The following is a 15,599-nucleotide window of genomic DNA, read 5'->3' as shown; positions in this document are numbered from 1 at the left end:
GAAGGCGTCGCTCATTGACCGTTCATTCCGATGGACCGACATTGGAGCTTCGGCGTTCTAGGCAGCGCCCCTGAAGGTATCGCCATGACCCAGTCCGATCGCCTGCTGTTCGCCCACGTCGGCCCCGGCTCCCGCCGCGGCTCCGGCGGCCTGCTCGGCTCCGTGATGTGGCTGGGCGGCATGGTGGCCACCCTCGTCGCCATGGTGGTCGGCGCGGTGCTGGCCGTGGTCACCGCCGCCGCCGTGGCGGTGATCGCCCTGATCGCCGCCGTGCTGGTGTTCTTCGCCGGCCTGGCGGTGCGCGCCCGCCGCACCGTCACGCGCCGCAGCCGCCGCGCGGACGACGTCATCGAAGCCCGCAAGGTCGACGGCGCCTGGGTCGCCTACGGCTGGGAGCGGACCGGCCGGTAAGGGCGGGGTCGTGCGCGCCGTCCGGGACCTTCCGTCGCCCAATTTCGACGCCCGGCGGGGTCCGCCCGACATGCTGGTGCTGCACTACACGGGCATGGAGACGGCCGGGGCGGCGATCGCCCGGCTGTGTGATCCGTCGGCACGGGTTTCGGCCCATTACGTCGTCGACGAGGACGGCTCCATCCTGCGGCTGGTGCCGGAGGAGCGGCGGGCGTGGCACGCCGGGCGCGGGGTCTGGCAGGGCGAGACCGACTGCAACGCCGCCTCGATCGGCGTCGAGATCGTCAATCCGGGGCACGAGTTCGGCTATCGCGACTTTCCGGAGGCCCAGGTGGCGGCGGTGCTGGAGCTGGCGGCCGACATCCGCGGCCGCTGGACCATCCCCGACGCCCGCATCATCGGCCATTCCGACCTCGCGCCGGATCGGAAGCAGGATCCCGGCGAGCGTTTTCCGTGGAAGCGGCTCGCCGTGGAGGGCCACGGTCTATGGTTCGAGCCGGCCGAAGAGCGCATCTCGGCCCTCGGCGCGCCGCTGGGGCCAGGCGACGACGGACTGGGCGTGATCGTGCTGCGCGCCGGCCTGCACCGCCTCGGCTACGGCCTGCAGCCCGGCGGCGACTACGACGACGAGACCCGCATCACCGTCGAGGCCTTCCAGCGTCACTGGCGGCCGACCCGAGTCGATGGCGTCGCCGACGGCGAGACCCGCGCCACCCTGATGGGCGTGCTTCAGCTGGCGACGGCGGAGAGCGTGACGGGCGTGCTCTCGTGAGCGGCGGGCAGATGACGAAGGCCGACCGGGCGGCTCGCCGCGCCGCCGACCTCGAGGCGCGTCAGCAGCGCTGGCTCGAGGTCGAGAAGCCGAAGTTCAGGGCCGAGGTGCGCGCTGCGGTCGAACGACGCGGCCTCGCCTCGTTCATGAACGACACCCGCTGGCGCGCGCTGTGCGAAGCCGTGTACGCCGAGCTGCCGTTCCCGCCGGCCTTCCAGTTGCAGTCCGTGCTGGGCGAGCGCGAGCCGCTGGCGGACCCCGAGGCGCTGGCCGGCGGCTGGGGCGGCTGGTCGGAACTGGGCGACGCCGCCTGGGCCGTCGAGTGGCTGCGCGTGGTCCCGCGCCACCGCAGGCCCCGGGGGCGACTGGTCGCCGATGAGGTGATCGACTGCGCCGACGCCTTTCGCCGCGTGCTGGAGCGCCTTCATATCCCCTACCGTGAGGACGAAGCCCGCACCTTCTGGATCTACGGCTACGCCCCCGCCGATCCGGCGACGTTGACGCCGCCTTCGGAAACGCCCACCTAGAAGCCGCCAGACGGCCGGGCGGTCGCGGCGGGGCTCGCTCCGTCGAGGAAAGTCCGGGCTCCACGGTGAGAAGGCGGCGGATAACTTCCGCCCGGGGCGACCCGAGGGATAGCGCCACAGAAAGCAAACCTCCGGCCTTGCGAGGCCGGGAAGGGTGAAAGGGTGGGGTAAGAGCCCACCGCGGTCTCGGCAACGCGACCGGCATGGCAAGCCCCGCCTGGAGCAAGACCGAATAGGGACGTCGCGCGGGTTCGCCCGCAGGGTTCACCGCCCGAGGCGTCCGGGTAGGTCGCGAGAACCGGTCAGCAATGGCCGGTCCAGAGGAATGATCGTCGCCGTCCTTCGGGACGGAACAGAACCCGGCTTACAGGCCGTCTGGCATTTTTCTTCCGACCACGCCTGGAAGGGCCCGGGCGGCCTCCGGACCGCGGCCGCGTGGCGCGTCGCCGCCGGCTTTTTCCCGTCCTGACCCGTTGCTGTGCAAGGCCCGGCGGCCCCTGTCCCCAGCCTGTGAACATCTTGGATGTTCCATGTATGTTCCAGTTGTGGCCCAAGGTTTCGGCGCAGCGTGACAGTTAACGGACGTCAACTAATCCCATTGTCGCCCATTTGATCCCATGCTATCCCAATCCTGCCGGGTTTGGGGCGCGGCGTGCGTCGCGTGGGATCGGGATCAGAGGGGCGGATCGAAGGGTCCGAGTTGGGCAGGGCGTGTTTCTCTCGACCTTTGAGAAACAACTGGACGGCAAGCGCCGCCTGCTGATCCCGCAGGAGTTCCGCACGGCCGACAACGGCGCCGAGCACGGGGTGTTCTGCTTCTTCTCGATCGAGTCTGACTGTCTCGAGGCCGGCGGCGACAAGCTGATGGCCGAGTACGTCGCCATGATCGAGGAACTGCCGTTCGGCGACGACCAGCGCACCGCCCTGGAGGAAACCTTCTACGCCGGCCAGCGACCGCTGGCCTACGACGGCGGCGGCCGCATCACCCTGCCGGAGGGTCTCTGCCAGGAGGCGGGGCTGAGGGAGAACGTGGTCATCGTCGGCCTCGGCTCGCGCTTCCAGATCTGGGATCGCGCGCGCTGGAACGCCCGCCGCGAGGAACGCCGCCTGCTGGCGCGTCAGGCGGTGCGCGAGCGGGGCGAGGCGGCGCGGCGCGCCCGCGCCCGTGGTCCGGCGGGGGAGGGCGCATGAGCCCGCACGCCCCCGTCCTGCTCGCCGAGGTGCTCGAGGCGCTGGAGCCGAAGCCGGGCGATGTCGTCATCGACGCCACCTTCGGCGCCGGCGGCTACACCCGGGCCATTCTGGAAACCGGGGCGACGGTGATCGCGCTCGACCGCGACCCTACCGTCCAGCCCTACGCCGACGCCGTGGCCAACGACTTCCCGGGCCGGTTCCGGCTCGTTCGCACCCCGTTCTCCGGCCTGGCCGAGGCCTTCGCCGGCAGCGGCGCGGCGCGGCTGGACGGCGTGGTGTTCGACATCGGGGTGTCCTCGATGCAGCTGGACCAGGCCGAGCGCGGCTTCTCCTTCATGCGCGACGGCCCGCTGGACATGCGCATGTCGGGCGAGGGCGAGAGCGCCGCCGACATCGTCAACACTTGGGAGCACGGGCCGCTGGCCCACATCTTCAAGCTCTACGGCGATGAGCGCCAGTCGGGACGCGTGGCGACCGCCATCCTGCGCCGCCGGGCCGAGCGGCCGTTCGAACGCACGCTGGATCTCGCCGAGGTGGTCGAGAAGGCCTTGGGCGGCCGCCGCGGCGCGCCGATCCATCCGGCCACCCGGGTGTTCCAGGCGCTGCGCATCGCCGTCAACGACGAGCTCGGCGAGCTGCGCGCCGGTCTCGAAGCGGCCGAGGCGACCCTGTCGCCCGGCGGCCGGCTGGCGGTGGTCACCTTCCATTCGCTGGAAGACCGCATCGTGAAGGCCTTCCTGACCGAGCGCAGCGGCGCGGCGCCCGGCGGCTCGCGCCACGCCCCTGTCGCCGTAGAGACCCGCAAGCCCAGCTTCGTGTTGAAGTTCAAGGGCGCGCGCGAGGCCGGCGAGGCCGAGCGTGAAGCCAACCCGCGGGCCCGCTCGGCGAAGCTTCGCGCCGCCGTCCGCACCGACGCGGCGCCGTGGGGGAGGATCGCCGCGTGAGCGCCCTCACCCTTCCCCTGCAGCGCCTGTTCGCCTGGAAGATCCGCGGCGTGCGCTGGGTCGAGATCATCGGCGTGGTGCTGGTCGCGGCGATGATCTTCTCGGTCTACGTCGCCAAGGCGGCCGCCGCGCGCACTGGATCGGAGATCGCCGATCTGGAGCGCCAGATCGCCCAGAACGGCCGCCGCGTACGACTGCTGCGGGCCGAAGTGGCGCGGCTGGAGCAGCCCGCGCGGCTGGAGGTTCTGTCGCGCGGCGCCGGCCTTGTGCCGGTGGACGTCCACCGCCAGGCGGGCGTGGATCAGCTGCCCGCGATCGCGCCGATCCCCGAGGCCGGGCCGCAGCCCGAACCCGTAGCCGCCGCCGCCGCGCCGGTCGACGCCGCGGCCCCCGGGTCGATGGCTGCTGCTGCCGCTGAAGCGGAGGCGGCGCAGTGAGCGTCCATGATCCCCACGCCTGGGACCGCCCCGCCCCCGGATCTGGCTGGGCCGCCCGGCCGCGCCTGCCGTCGTGGCGCTGGCTGGCCGAGGCCATGTGGTGGGTCGAGCATTCCTTCGGCCGCGCCCGCGCCGACGCCCGGCCGGAAGAGGACACCCGGGTCCGCATCTTCCTCATCCTGGCGGTTTTCAGCCTCGTCTTCGTCTGCCTCGCGCTCGGCGCGGCGCGCGCGGCCCTGCTCGTCCCGCAAGGCGGCGGCGGCTCGGCGCAGCACCCGTTCGCCATGACGCGGGCCGATCTGGTCGATCGCAACGGCGCCCTGCTGGCCACCAACATCGTCCACTACGGCCTCTACATCGACCCCGACGAGGTCTGGGACCGGCGACTGGCCGCGCAACAGATCAAGCGGGCGCTGCCGCGCGTGTCGATGGCGCGCCTGAACCGGGTGCTGAGCGGCGAGCGACGGCTGATCGTGCTGCCGGGCCTCACGCCGCAGGAGAAGGCGGCCGTGCACGCGCTGGCGCTGGGCGGGGTGACCTTCGAGCCCGAGGACCGCCGCGTCTATCCGCTGGGCCGTTCGGCCCGGCACGTCGTCGGCGCGGCCGACGGCGGCGGCGTCGGCATCACCGGCGCCGAGCTGGCCTTCAACAGCGAGATCCGCGCCGCGGGCGAGAAGGGGCAGGCCTTCCCGCTCTCGATCGACCTGCGCGTCCAGGGCGTGCTCGAGAACGAGCTCGCCGCCGCCGCCGAGGAAACCCAGGCCAAGGGCGCCGTCGGCATCGTGGCGGACGTCCAGACCGGCGAAATCCTCGGCATGGCCAGCTGGCCGACGACCGAGGGCCTGAATCGCGCCACGTCCGCCCACTACGAGATGGGCTCGGTGTTCAAGACCTTCACCGTCGCCGCCGGCCTAGACACCGGCCGGGCCGACATGGACACCCTGTTCGACGCCTCGGAAGCCTTCATGATCGGCAACCGCCGCATCACCGACTTCCACGCCACGAACCAGATCCTGACGCTGGAGGAGGTCTACCTCCACTCGTCCAACATCGGCACCTCGCGGCTGGCGGTGGAGATGGGGCCGCAGGTGATGCGCGACTACTTCGCCCGCTTCGGTCTGCTCGACGCCGCGCCGATCGAGCTGCACGAGTCGGCGCGGCCCCGGCGTCCCCGCAAATGGGACGACTCCACCTTGGCGTCGCTGTCGTTCGGCTACGGCGTCATGATCACGCCGCTGCAGATGACCGCGGCCATGGGCGCCCTGACCAACGGGGGGCGCTTCATTCCGCTGACCCTGCGCAAGGGCGGCCGGCGCGACGTCCAGGCCCGCCAGGTGGTCTCCCCCGAGACCTCGGCGACCCTGCTGGAGCTGATGCGCCGCAACGTGGTGCGCGGCTCCGGCACGCGCGCCGACGCCCCCGGCCTGCGGGTCGGCGGCAAGACCGGCTCGGCCAACAAGCTGGTCAACGGCCGCTACGATCCGACCCACGCGGTCGGCACCTTCGCCGCCGTCTTCCCGACCGATGGCCCGCTGGACGCCCGCCGCTATTCGATCCTGATCCTCGTGGACGAGCCGGGGACCTACCCCCGCACCGGCGGCTACGTCGCCGCGCCCGCCGTCGGCCGCATCGCCGACCGCATCGCCCCCTTCCTCGGCGTCCAGCGCCGCGCCGACCCCTACCGCACGGCGACCGGCGAAAAGGTCCCCGCGTTCGAGGACGTGGCGGGGGACGGCCGATGAACGCCCTTCGCCTGTCCGAACTGCTGCGCCGCGACGTGCCCGCTGACCCGGTGATCACCGGGGTCACCGCCGACAGCCGCAAGGTCGCTGCCGGCTCGCTGTTCGTGGCCCTGCCGGGGACGGCGGCCGACGGACGCGCCTTCATCCCCCAGGCCCTGTCCCAGGGCGCCGCCGCCGTGCTGGCCCCGGCCGACACCGACGCGGCCCTCGCGCCGGTGCTGGTCACCTCCGGGGACGTGCGCCGGGCCTACGCCATCGCCGCGCGCAGCTTCTACGGAACCCAGCCGGCCACCTGCGTGGCGGTCACCGGCACCAACGGCAAGACCTCCGTCGCCGCCTTCTGCCGGCAGATCTGGGCACGCCTCGGACGGACCTCGGCGAGCATGGGCACGCTGGGGGTTTTGAAGCAGGCGGGTAACGTTAACCAGGCCCTGACCGGCCCGGGCCTGACCAGCCCGGACGCCGCCGACGCGGCGCGCCTGCTGGCCGACCTCGCCGCCGGCGGCGTCACCCACCTGGCGCTCGAGGCCTCGTCGCACGGCATCGACCAGCGCCGCCTCGACGGCGTGTCGCTGAAGGCGGCCGCCTTCACCAACCTGACCCAGGACCATCTCGACTACCACGGAACCATGGACGCCTACCGGGCCGCCAAGCTCCGCCTGTTCGAGGCCCTGCTGCCGCGCGGCCGCACGGCGGTGCTGAACGCCGACTCCGAGGCCTACTCCAGCTTCGCCGCCACCAGCATCATGTCGGGCCTCGGGGTGATGGGAGTGGGGGAGCGCGGCCGCGACCTCGCCCTGCTGGCGCGCCGCGCCACGCCCGAGGGCCAGCGCCTGACCATCGACGCCGGCGGCGAGACGCACGACATCCTGCTGCCGCTGGCCGGAGCCTTCCAGGCTTCGAACGCCCTGGTCGCGGCCGGCCTGTGCATCGCTGGTGGCGAGAAGCCGGGCGCGGTGCTGGCGGCGCTGGAGCACCTCGAGGGCGCGCAGGGGCGGATGCAGCGCATCCCCGGCGGCGGGCGCGGCGAGGTCTACGTCGACTACGCCCACACCCCGGACGGGCTGGAGACCGTGCTGCGGTCCCTGCGGCCGCACGCCGTCGGACGTCTGATCGTGGTGTTCGGCGCCGGCGGCGACCGCGACCGGGCCAAGCGGCCGCTGATGGGCGAGATCGCGGCGCGGCTGGCGGACGTCGCCATCGTCACCGACGACAATCCGCGCTCGGAGGATCCGGCCGAAATCCGGCGCGCGGTGCGGCAAGGCTGCCCCGACGCGCAGGAGGTCGGCGATCGCCGCCGCGCCATCCACCTCGCGGTGTCGATGATGCGTGACGGGGATGTGGTGGTGATCGCCGGAAAAGGGCATGAACAGGGACAGATCGTCGGCGGGGTGACCCACCCCTTCGACGACGCCACCGAAGCCGCCGAAGCCCTGCGCATCCATGCCTGACGCCACCCCCCTCTGGACCTCCGCGGAGATCGCCTCCGCTGTCGGAGGAACGCTGTCCGGCGCGCCGTTCGAGGCGGCCGGCATCACCTACAACAGCCGCGAGACCGCGCCGGGCGACCTGTTCGTCGCGTTGAAGGGCGCGCGCGACGGTCACGACTTCGCCGCCGCCGCCTTCGCCGCCGGCGCCGCCGGCGCCCTGACGAACCGGCCTGTCGAGGGCGGTCCCTGCGTGGTGGTCGAAGAGGACACCCTGAAGGCGCTCGAAGCGCTCGGCGTCGCCTCGCGCGAGCGGGCGCCGCACGTGCGGCGCGGCGCGGTCACCGGCTCCGTCGGCAAGACCAGCGTCACCCAGGCGATCAAGGCCGGTCTCGACCTGGCAGGGCCCGCCCACGCCTCGATCAAGAGCTACAACAACCACATCGGCGTGCCGCTGACGCTGGCCCGCATGCCGCGCGGCGTCGAGCGGGCGGTGTTCGAGATCGGCATGAACGCCCCCGGCGAGATCGCGCCGCTGTCGCGCATGGTCCGGCCCCACGCCGCCTGCGTGACCACCGTCGGACCGGTGCACATCGAGGCCTTCGCCAACGGCGAGGCGGGCGTGGCGGCCGAGAAGGCCTCCATCTTCGAGGGTCTGGCGGAAGGCGGCGCGGCCGTCCTCAACGGCGACGTGGCCTTCGCCGTGGTCCTCGACGCCGCCGCCTGCCGGGCCGGCGCGCGGCCCGTCACCTTCGGAACCAGCGCCGGCAGCGACGCGCGCCTGATCGATTTCCGTCCCAATGGGCAGGGCGCGCGGGTGAAGGCCGAGCTGTTCGGCCGGCCCCTCGACTTCCCGCTCGCCCAGTCTGGCTTCCACTGGGGCATGAACAGCCTGTGCGTCCTGCTGATGCTGGATGCGCTCGACGTGCCGCTGGAGACGTCCTTGGCCGCGCTGGCCGAGTTCCGGCCGCTGGCGGGCCGGGGGCAGAGCACCGTGGTGCACGCACCCGGCGGCGCCTTCACCCTCGTCGACGAGAGCTACAACGCCAATCCGCTGTCGATGGCGGCCGGCTTCCGAAGCCTCGGGGCGCGTCCGGTGACCGCGGGCGGCCGGCGCGTCGTGGTGCTCACCGACATGCTGGAGCTGGGCGACCAGTCCCGCGCCCTGCACGAAGGGCTGGCCGGGCCGATCGTCGAAGCGGGGCTCGACCTCGTCCATACGGCCGGACCCGGGATGAAGCGCCTGCACGACGTCCTGCCCCCCGATCGGCGGGGACTGTGGCGCGAGTCCGCCGCCGAGCTGGCGGCGGAGGCGGCGACGCTGGTCGCGCCCGGCGATGTCATCATGGTCAAGGGATCGAACGGCTCCAGGGCCTCGCTCGTCGCGAAGGCGCTCGCCGGACTCGGCCAAGCGGATGAGGGGGCCGCCTGATGTTCTACCTGCTCTATCTCTACTACGCCGACGTGGCGCAGGATTATCCGCTGCTGAACCTGGTCCAGTACCAGACCGTGCGGGTGGCCCTGGCCATGGCCACGGCCATGATCGTCGCGGTCGCCATGGGCAGCCGCTTCATCGCCTGGATGCGCGTCAAGCAGGGCAAGGGACAGCCGATTCGCTCCGACGGTCCGGTCACCCACCTGTCCAAGGTCGGCACGCCGACGATGGGCGGACTGATGATCCTGGCCGGCATCGCGGTGGCGGTCTTCCTCTGGGGCGACCTGACCAATCCCTATATCTGGATCGTATCGCTGGTCACCGCGGCCTTCGGCGTGCTCGGCTTCGTCGACGACTACGCCAAGGTGTCCAAACAGTCCTCTGCCGGCCTGACCTCGAGACAGAAGCTTCTCGCCCAGACCGTGGTGTCGATCGTCGCAGGCGTGCTGACGGTGCTCTGGATGAAGGCTTCGCCGACTTCGCCCGGTCTCGAGACCTCGATCGCCTTTCCGTTCTTCAAGGCGGTGCTGCTCAATGTCGGCTGGTTCTACGTCGCCTTCGCCGCCTTCACCATCGTCGGTTTTTCCAACGCCGTGAACCTGACCGACGGTCTCGACGGCCTGGCCATCGTGCCGGTGATGATGGCCGCCGCCGCCTTCGGCATCATCTCCTACCTGGCCGGCAACTTCATCTTCTCCGACTATCTCGGCATCCACCACGTGCCCGGCGCGGGGGAACTGGCGATCTTCCTCGCCGCCATCATCGGCGGCGGCGTAGGCTTCCTCTGGTACAACGCCCCGCCCGCCAAGATCTTCATGGGCGACACCGGCTCGCTCGCCCTGGGAGGCGCGCTCGGCGCCATCGCCGTGGCCACCAAGCACGAGCTGGTGCTGGGCATCGTCGGCGGCCTGTTCGTGGTCGAGGCCGCCTCGGTGATGATCCAGGTGGCCTACTTCAAGGCCACCGGAAAGCGCATCTTCCTGATGGCGCCGATCCACCACCACTTCGAAAAGATGGGCTGGCCGGAGTCGACGGTGGTGATCCGCTTCTGGATCGTGGCGGCCATGCTGGCGCTCGCCGGCCTCGCCACCCTCAAGCTGCGCTGACGCCATGATCCCGGTCCCCGGCTTCGAAGGGCGGAGGATCGCGGTCTTCGGCCTCGGCAGGTCGGGACTGACGGCCGCGCGTGCGCTGAAGGCCGGCGGGGCCCTGCCGGTGCTGTGGGACGACAGCGTCTCCAGCCGCATGCAGGCCGAGGCCGAGGGCTTCGCTGTCGATGACCTCACCGCCGCCGACTGGTCGGACTTTGCGGCGCTCGTCCTCTCGCCCGGCGCGCCGCTGACGCACCCCAGGCCGCACTGGACCGTGGACAAGGCGAAGGTCGCCGGAATCGAGGTGATCGGCGACATCGAGCTGTTCGCCCGCGCGCTGGCCGCCCTGCCGGACGAACAGCGGCCGCGGGTGGTGGCCATCACCGGCACCAATGGCAAGTCCACCACCACCGCCCTGGTTGGCTGGGTGCTGAAGCAGACTGGCATGACCGTGCACGTCGGCGGCAACATCGGCATCGGCGTGCTGGCCCTGCCGGCCCCGACCCCGGACGCGGTCTATGTGGTCGAGGTGTCGAGCTACCAGCTGGACCTGACCACCCGCTTCGCGCCGGACGTGGCCATCCTCATCAACATCAGCCCCGATCACCTCGACCGCCATGGCGGCATGGACGGTTACGTTGCGGCCAAGCGGCGCATCTTCGCCCGCTCCGGGCTGGCGCTGGTCGGCGTCGACGATCCGTGGGGGCGCGACACGACGGCCCGCCTCAAGGCCGACGGGCGGGCGGTCGCCTCGGTGTCCACCAGCGGCGATGCCGCCGACATCATGGCCGCTCCCGGCGAGTTGACGGGGGCGGACGGGCGGATCGACTTCAGGGCGGCCCGCTCGCTTCGGGGGCGCCACAACGCCCAGAACGCCGCCTTCGCCTGGGCGGCCGCCCGCGCCCTCGGCGTGCCGCGCGACAAGGTCCTCGAAGGCCTTCTCACCTTCCCCGGCCTCGCCCATCGGATGGAGACCGTCGGCCGGCTCGGCCGCGTCGAGTTCGTCAACGATTCCAAGGCCACCAACGCCGACGCGGCGCGGCAGGCGCTGTCCGCTTACGACCGCAGCTTCTGGATCGCCGGCGGTCGGGCCAAGTCCGGCGGGATCGACGATCTGGAGGACCTGTTCCCCCGGGTGGTCGAGGCCTTCCTGATCGGCGAGGCGGCCGGACCCTTCGCGGCCCGCCTCGGCGACACCCCGCACCGGATCAGCCGCGACATGGCCAGCGCCGTCCGGCAGGCGTACGAGGCCGCCGCGGCCACCGGGCGCGACGAGGTGGTGCTGCTCAGCCCCGCCGCGGCCAGCTTCGACCAGTATCCCGACTTCGAGGCGAGGGGAGAGGCCTTCCGCGCCGCCGCCCTCGCCCTCGGCGCCGTTCCCGCGAGCGCGTCATGAGCGAAAGCTACAGCCCCGCCTTCTCCCGTCTGGACCAGGGCCCGATCGCCAAATGGTTCTGGACCGTCGACCGCGGCCTGCTCGCCGCGGCCCTGACCCTGATCGGCCTGGGGGTGGCGCTGAGCTTCGCCTCCAGCCCGGCCGCCATCAACGCCGACCAGTCGATCGTCGATCCCTTCCACTACTCGTGGCGCATGATGGTCTGGGCCTCGATGGGGGTGGCGATCATGCTGACCACCTCGCTGCTTTCGCCGCGCGGCGTCCGCCGCATTGCGGTGCTGGCGCTGGTCGGGGCCATCGTCGTCATGGCCGCCCTGCCGTTCATCGGCAACGAGGTGAAGGGCGCCGCGCGCTGGGTGAACCTCGGCCCGTTCAGCCTGCAGCCGTCCGAGTTCGCCAAGCCCTCGCTGATCGTCTTCGCCGCCTGGATGTTCGCCGAGACCCAGAAGGGGCAGGGCGTGCCGGGGGTCTCGATCGCCTTCGGCTTCTGGGCCCTGACCGTCGGCCTGCTGCTGATCCAGCCCGACATCGGCCAGACCTTGCTTATCACCACCACCTTCATGGCCGTCTTCTTCATGGCCGGGGTGCCGCTGAAGTGGGTGGCCGCCCTCGCCGCCGCCGGCGCCGCCGGGGTGGTCGGCCTGTATTTCACCTTCGGCCACATGCGCGACCGCCTGAGTCGCTTTCTGTCGCCGGAGACCACCGACACCCACCAGATCGACCGGGCCTCCGAGGCCATCCGCGCCGGCGGGCTGGTCGGCCGGGGCATCGGCGAGGGGGTGATGAAGCGCTATGTGCCCGACCTGCACACCGACTTCATCTATTCGGTCGGCGCCGAGGAGTTCGGGCTGGTCCTCAGCCTCGCGATGATCGGCCTCTACGCCTTCATCGTGCTGCGCGGCATGCGCAAGGCGATGAAGCTGAACGACCCCTTTGAGCAGACCGCCGCCGCCGGCCTGTTCATGCTCATCGGCCTGCAGGCCTGCATCAACATCGCGGTGAACCTGAACCTGATCCCGACCAAGGGCATGACCCTGCCCTTCATCAGCTACGGCGGCTCGTCCATGCTGGCCATGGGCCTGACCATGGGCTTCGCCCTCAGCCTGACCCGCCGTCGCCCCGGCGCCTACGAGCCGGGCGCCACCCTGCCGGACCGCCGGCGCATCCTGCCGTGAGTTCGAGCGTGTCCAGAGTCTGCGTCGTCGCCGCCGGGGGCACCGGCGGGCACATGTTCCCGGCCGAGGCCCTGGCCCGCGAGCTGCAGGTCCGCGGCTGGCGCATCGTGCTGGCCACCGACCGCCGCGGCGAGCAATACGCCCACGCCTTTCCGGCCGATGAGCGCCTGGCGCTCGACGCCGCCACCGGTAGCGGCCCCATAGGTCTGGCCAAGGCCGGCATGGCGATCCTCAGGGGGGTGACCCAGGCGCGGAGCGCCCTGAACCGCCTCGACGCCGCCGTCGTGGTCGGTTTCGGCGGCTATCCGTCCGCGCCGGCCCTGCTGGCCGCGCTCAGCCAGCGGCGTCCGACCCTGCTGCACGAGCAGAACGCGGTGCTCGGCCGCACCAACCGCTGGCTGGCGCCTTGGGTCGCCGCCGTCGCCGCCGCCTTTCCCAACCTGCAGAGGGTTCCGCAGGCGGTCGGCGCCCGCGTGACCCTCGTCGGCAATCCGGTCCGCCCCGACATCCGCGCTCTCCACGAGCGCCCCTTCGTCGCTCCGGCCCCCGACGGGCCGATCCACGTCCTTGTCACCGGCGGCAGCCAGGGCGCCCGCATCCTCGCCGAGACCACGCCCCGCGCCCTCGCCGCCTTGCCGGAGACCCTGCGCGCCCGACTGAAGGTCCAGCAGCAGGCCCGCGCCGAAAGCCTCGAGGCCGCCCGCCATATCTACCTCGACGCCGGGATCGAGGCCGAGGTGGCCCCCTTCTTCCGCGACATGGCCGCCCGCCTGTCCGGCGCCCACCTGGTCATCGGCCGCGCGGGCGCCTCGACCTGCGCCGAGCTGGCCGTCGCCGGCGTGCCCTCGTTGCTCGTGCCCCTGAAGATCGCCACCGACGATCACCAGCGGTTCAACGCCCTGTCGCTGGTCGAGGCCGGCGGCGCCGAGATGGTGCTGGAGGACGACGTGACTGTGGACGGTATGGCCGCCGTTCTGGAGCGCCTGCTCTCCGATCCCTCGCGGCTGGCGGCGATGAGCGCGGGCGCCCGCTCGGCCGCACTGCCGGACGCCACGGCCCGGCTGGCCGACATGGTCGAAGCCGCCGCCGGCTGAGCTCGGGAAACCGCCCCGGCGTCCGTGCGCTTAAGCTGGATGCCGATCTGGATCACCGACCTGACCGCCGCGGTCACCCGGCTGTGGCGGCGCTTCGACTGGCTGCCGGAATGGGCCGTGATCGGCCTTGTCCTGCTGGTCTTCGTGGGCGGCGGCTGGCTGGCCCACAAGCTGCTGTTCGGCATCCTGCGCCGGCTTGTGCGCAAGCGGGACGTGTTCTGGCGCGGCGTGGTCGAACGCGGCCGCATCAAGTTCCGCATCCTCATGGTGCTGGCGGCGATCGGCATCGGTGTCACGGTGTCGCCCATGGACCCGCTGCCGTCGGCGCAGATCCGCTCGGTGCTGCTGTTCCTCGGCATCCTGACCGCCGGCTGGCTGGCAGCCGGCGTCATGGACATGTGGGCCGTCGTCTACATGCGGCGCTTCAACATCCAGACCGAGGACAACCTCGTCGCCCGCAAGCACATCACCCAGACGCGCATCCTGCAGAAGGTCGCCAAGGTGGTGATCGCGCTCGTCACCCTCGGCCTGGCCCTGATGACCATCGCCGGCTTCCGGCAGTGGGGGGTCAGCATCCTCGCCTCGGCCGGCGTCGTCGGCATCATCGCCGGCTTCGCTCTTCAGCCGGTGCTGACCAACCTGCTGGCCGGCATCCAGATCGCCATGACCCAGCCGATCCGAATCGACGACGCGGTCATTGTCGAGGGCGAATGGGGCACCGTCGAGGAGATCACCTCCACCTACGTCGTCGTCAAGCTGTGGGACTGGCGGCGCATGGTCCTGCCGCTGACCCACTTCATCCAGAAGCCGTTCCAGAACTGGACCCGCGAGACCGCCCGCCTGATCGGCACGGCCGTCCTCTACGTCGACTACGAGGCGCCGATCGATCGGCTGCGCGCCGAGCTGGAGCGCATCTGCCGCGAGAGCCCGCTATGGGACGGCGATGTGGTCAGCCTGCAGGTCACCGACATCACCGACCGGGTTGCCCAGGTCCGCTGCCTCGCCAGCGGCCGCAACGGCGCGGTGGTCTTCGACCTGCGCTGCGACATCCGCGAGAAGATGCTGGCCTTCATGCGCGACCAGTGCCCCGAGGCCCTGCCGCGCGACCGGCTCGCGCTGGAGCGGATGACGGAGGGGAAGGGCGTAACCTCGCGTTGACCCCGGCCGGCTAGTCTCGGTCCATGACCCGCTTCATGACGCTGGACTTCGCCGACGGCGACCGCCCCGCCCTGCTGGCCGGGGTGGCCGAGCGCGCCCGCGGTCCCTACGGTTACGTCGTCACCCCCAACGTTGACCACGTCATCAAGCTGATGGACGGGCGCGTCCCCGCCGACGTCTATCGCGGCGCCGCCCTGCACATCTGCGACAGCCGCATCCTCGCCCACCTCGCCCGCCTGCGCGGCCGCCGACTGTCGGTCTATCCGGGCTCCGACCTGACCGCCGACCTGCTTGCTTCCGAGGTCGGGGCGGACCTGACCTGGGCCGTGTTCGGACCCGACCTCGAGGCCTTCCACACCCTCCAGGCGCGCTTCCCGCGCCGCCGCTTCGTCTTCCTCGAGGCCCCGATGCTGACCCCCGGCACGCCGGCCTGGCTGGCCGCCGTCGACGCCGCCGCGAAGGCTGAATGGGACGTTCTCCTCGCCTGCGTCTCGTTTCCCAAGCAGGAGATGTTCGCCCACGCCCTGCGCATCGCCGGCCGCGAGCGCGGCGTCACCCTCTGCGTCGGCGCCTCGGTCGACTTCCTCACCGGCCGCCAGCACCGCGCCCCGGCCATCTTCCAGCGCCTGTCGCTGGAATGGCTGCACCGCCTCGCCAGCCAGCCCCGCCGCATGTTCCGCCGCTATGTGATCGAGGGGCCGGCCATCTTCGGCTGGTTCCTGAAGACGGAAGTGCTGAAGGGGTGATTGGCGACCGGCGGCTGGTGGCCGGTGGACATCCCCGGCGGTTTGGCCAG

Annotated in this window: 15 protein-coding genes and 1 other RNA gene; all 16 read left to right on the top strand. The window is 71.7% G+C overall.

From position 1 onward, the window contains the following. Positions 1-84: 84 nt before the first annotated feature. Positions 85-411 (top strand): hypothetical protein, encoded by a 327-nt coding sequence (locus BM333_RS06890; protein WP_092308889.1) that lies wholly within the window; start codon positions 85-87, stop codon positions 409-411. Between the two features lie 70 nt (positions 412-481). After that, positions 482-1,183 (top strand): peptidoglycan recognition protein family protein, encoded by a 702-nt coding sequence (locus BM333_RS06885; protein WP_092309634.1) that lies wholly within the window; start codon positions 482-484, stop codon positions 1,181-1,183. Between the two features lie 11 nt (positions 1,184-1,194). After that, positions 1,195-1,710 carry a DUF6678 family protein gene (locus tag BM333_RS06880; protein ID WP_092308886.1) on the top strand — a complete coding sequence of 172 codons (516 nt, stop codon included), beginning with the start codon at positions 1,195-1,197 and terminating at the stop codon, positions 1,708-1,710. Between the two features lie 6 nt (positions 1,711-1,716). Then, positions 1,717-2,093, top strand: an RNA gene (gene rnpB / locus BM333_RS06875) — RNase P RNA component class A. A gap of 328 nt (positions 2,094-2,421) precedes the next feature. Further along, complete coding sequence (locus BM333_RS06870) at positions 2,422-2,901, top strand: division/cell wall cluster transcriptional repressor MraZ (protein ID WP_092308883.1); 480 nt, start codon at positions 2,422-2,424, stop codon at positions 2,899-2,901. Beyond that, positions 2,898-3,848, top strand: coding sequence for a 16S rRNA (cytosine(1402)-N(4))-methyltransferase RsmH (gene rsmH, locus BM333_RS06865; protein WP_092308881.1), 951 nt, complete (start codon positions 2,898-2,900; stop codon positions 3,846-3,848). The genes BM333_RS06870 and rsmH overlap by 4 nt, the downstream gene beginning before the upstream one ends. Continuing rightward, positions 3,845-4,285 (top strand): cell division protein FtsL, encoded by a 441-nt coding sequence (gene ftsL / locus BM333_RS06860; RefSeq protein WP_092308879.1) that lies wholly within the window; start codon positions 3,845-3,847, stop codon positions 4,283-4,285. Before rsmH ends, ftsL begins: the two co-directional genes overlap by 4 nt. A gap of 95 nt (positions 4,286-4,380) precedes the next feature. Continuing rightward, on the top strand, positions 4,381-6,027 hold the full coding sequence (locus BM333_RS06855; RefSeq protein WP_177221837.1) for a peptidoglycan D,D-transpeptidase FtsI family protein: 1,647 nt from the start codon (positions 4,381-4,383) through the stop codon (positions 6,025-6,027). Continuing rightward, positions 6,024-7,478 carry a UDP-N-acetylmuramoyl-L-alanyl-D-glutamate--2,6-diaminopimelate ligase gene (locus tag BM333_RS06850; RefSeq protein WP_092308874.1) on the top strand — a complete coding sequence of 485 codons (1,455 nt, stop codon included), beginning with the start codon at positions 6,024-6,026 and terminating at the stop codon, positions 7,476-7,478. The genes BM333_RS06855 and BM333_RS06850 overlap by 4 nt, the downstream gene beginning before the upstream one ends. Further along, entirely contained in the window at positions 7,471-8,886 is a 1,416-nt protein-coding gene (locus tag BM333_RS06845; protein WP_092308871.1) for a UDP-N-acetylmuramoyl-tripeptide--D-alanyl-D-alanine ligase, read from the top strand. The genes BM333_RS06850 and BM333_RS06845 overlap by 8 nt, the downstream gene beginning before the upstream one ends. Beyond that, complete coding sequence (gene mraY / locus BM333_RS06840) at positions 8,886-9,995, top strand: phospho-N-acetylmuramoyl-pentapeptide-transferase (protein WP_092308868.1); 1,110 nt, start codon at positions 8,886-8,888, stop codon at positions 9,993-9,995. Before BM333_RS06845 ends, mraY begins: the two co-directional genes overlap by 1 nt. 4 nt (positions 9,996-9,999) lie before the next feature. Then, positions 10,000-11,376 carry a UDP-N-acetylmuramoyl-L-alanine--D-glutamate ligase gene (gene murD, locus BM333_RS06835; RefSeq protein ID WP_092308865.1) on the top strand — a complete coding sequence of 459 codons (1,377 nt, stop codon included), beginning with the start codon at positions 10,000-10,002 and terminating at the stop codon, positions 11,374-11,376. Continuing rightward, complete coding sequence (locus BM333_RS06830) at positions 11,373-12,551, top strand: FtsW/RodA/SpoVE family cell cycle protein (RefSeq protein WP_092308862.1); 1,179 nt, start codon at positions 11,373-11,375, stop codon at positions 12,549-12,551. Before murD ends, BM333_RS06830 begins: the two co-directional genes overlap by 4 nt. A gap of 8 nt (positions 12,552-12,559) precedes the next feature. Next, entirely contained in the window at positions 12,560-13,645 is a 1,086-nt protein-coding gene (murG, locus tag BM333_RS06825) for an undecaprenyldiphospho-muramoylpentapeptide beta-N-acetylglucosaminyltransferase (protein ID WP_092308859.1), read from the top strand. A 24-nt stretch (positions 13,646-13,669) separates the two neighbouring features. Beyond that, positions 13,670-14,803, top strand: coding sequence for a mechanosensitive ion channel family protein (locus BM333_RS06820; RefSeq protein WP_342741661.1), 1,134 nt, complete (start codon positions 13,670-13,672; stop codon positions 14,801-14,803). 23 nt (positions 14,804-14,826) lie between these two features. Beyond that, positions 14,827-15,549: a WecB/TagA/CpsF family glycosyltransferase gene (locus tag BM333_RS06815; RefSeq protein ID WP_092308853.1), complete on the top strand. Its 723-nt coding sequence runs from the start codon at positions 14,827-14,829 to the stop codon at positions 15,547-15,549. Positions 15,550-15,599 lie beyond the last annotated feature (50 nt).

Origin of the sequence: Brevundimonas viscosa, assembly GCF_900116065.1 — a bacterium.
Classification (GTDB): Bacteria; Pseudomonadota; Alphaproteobacteria; order Caulobacterales; family Caulobacteraceae; genus Brevundimonas; species Brevundimonas viscosa.
Note: the sequence above shows the minus strand (reverse complement) of the source record. Positions and strands in the feature narration are given on the sequence as shown.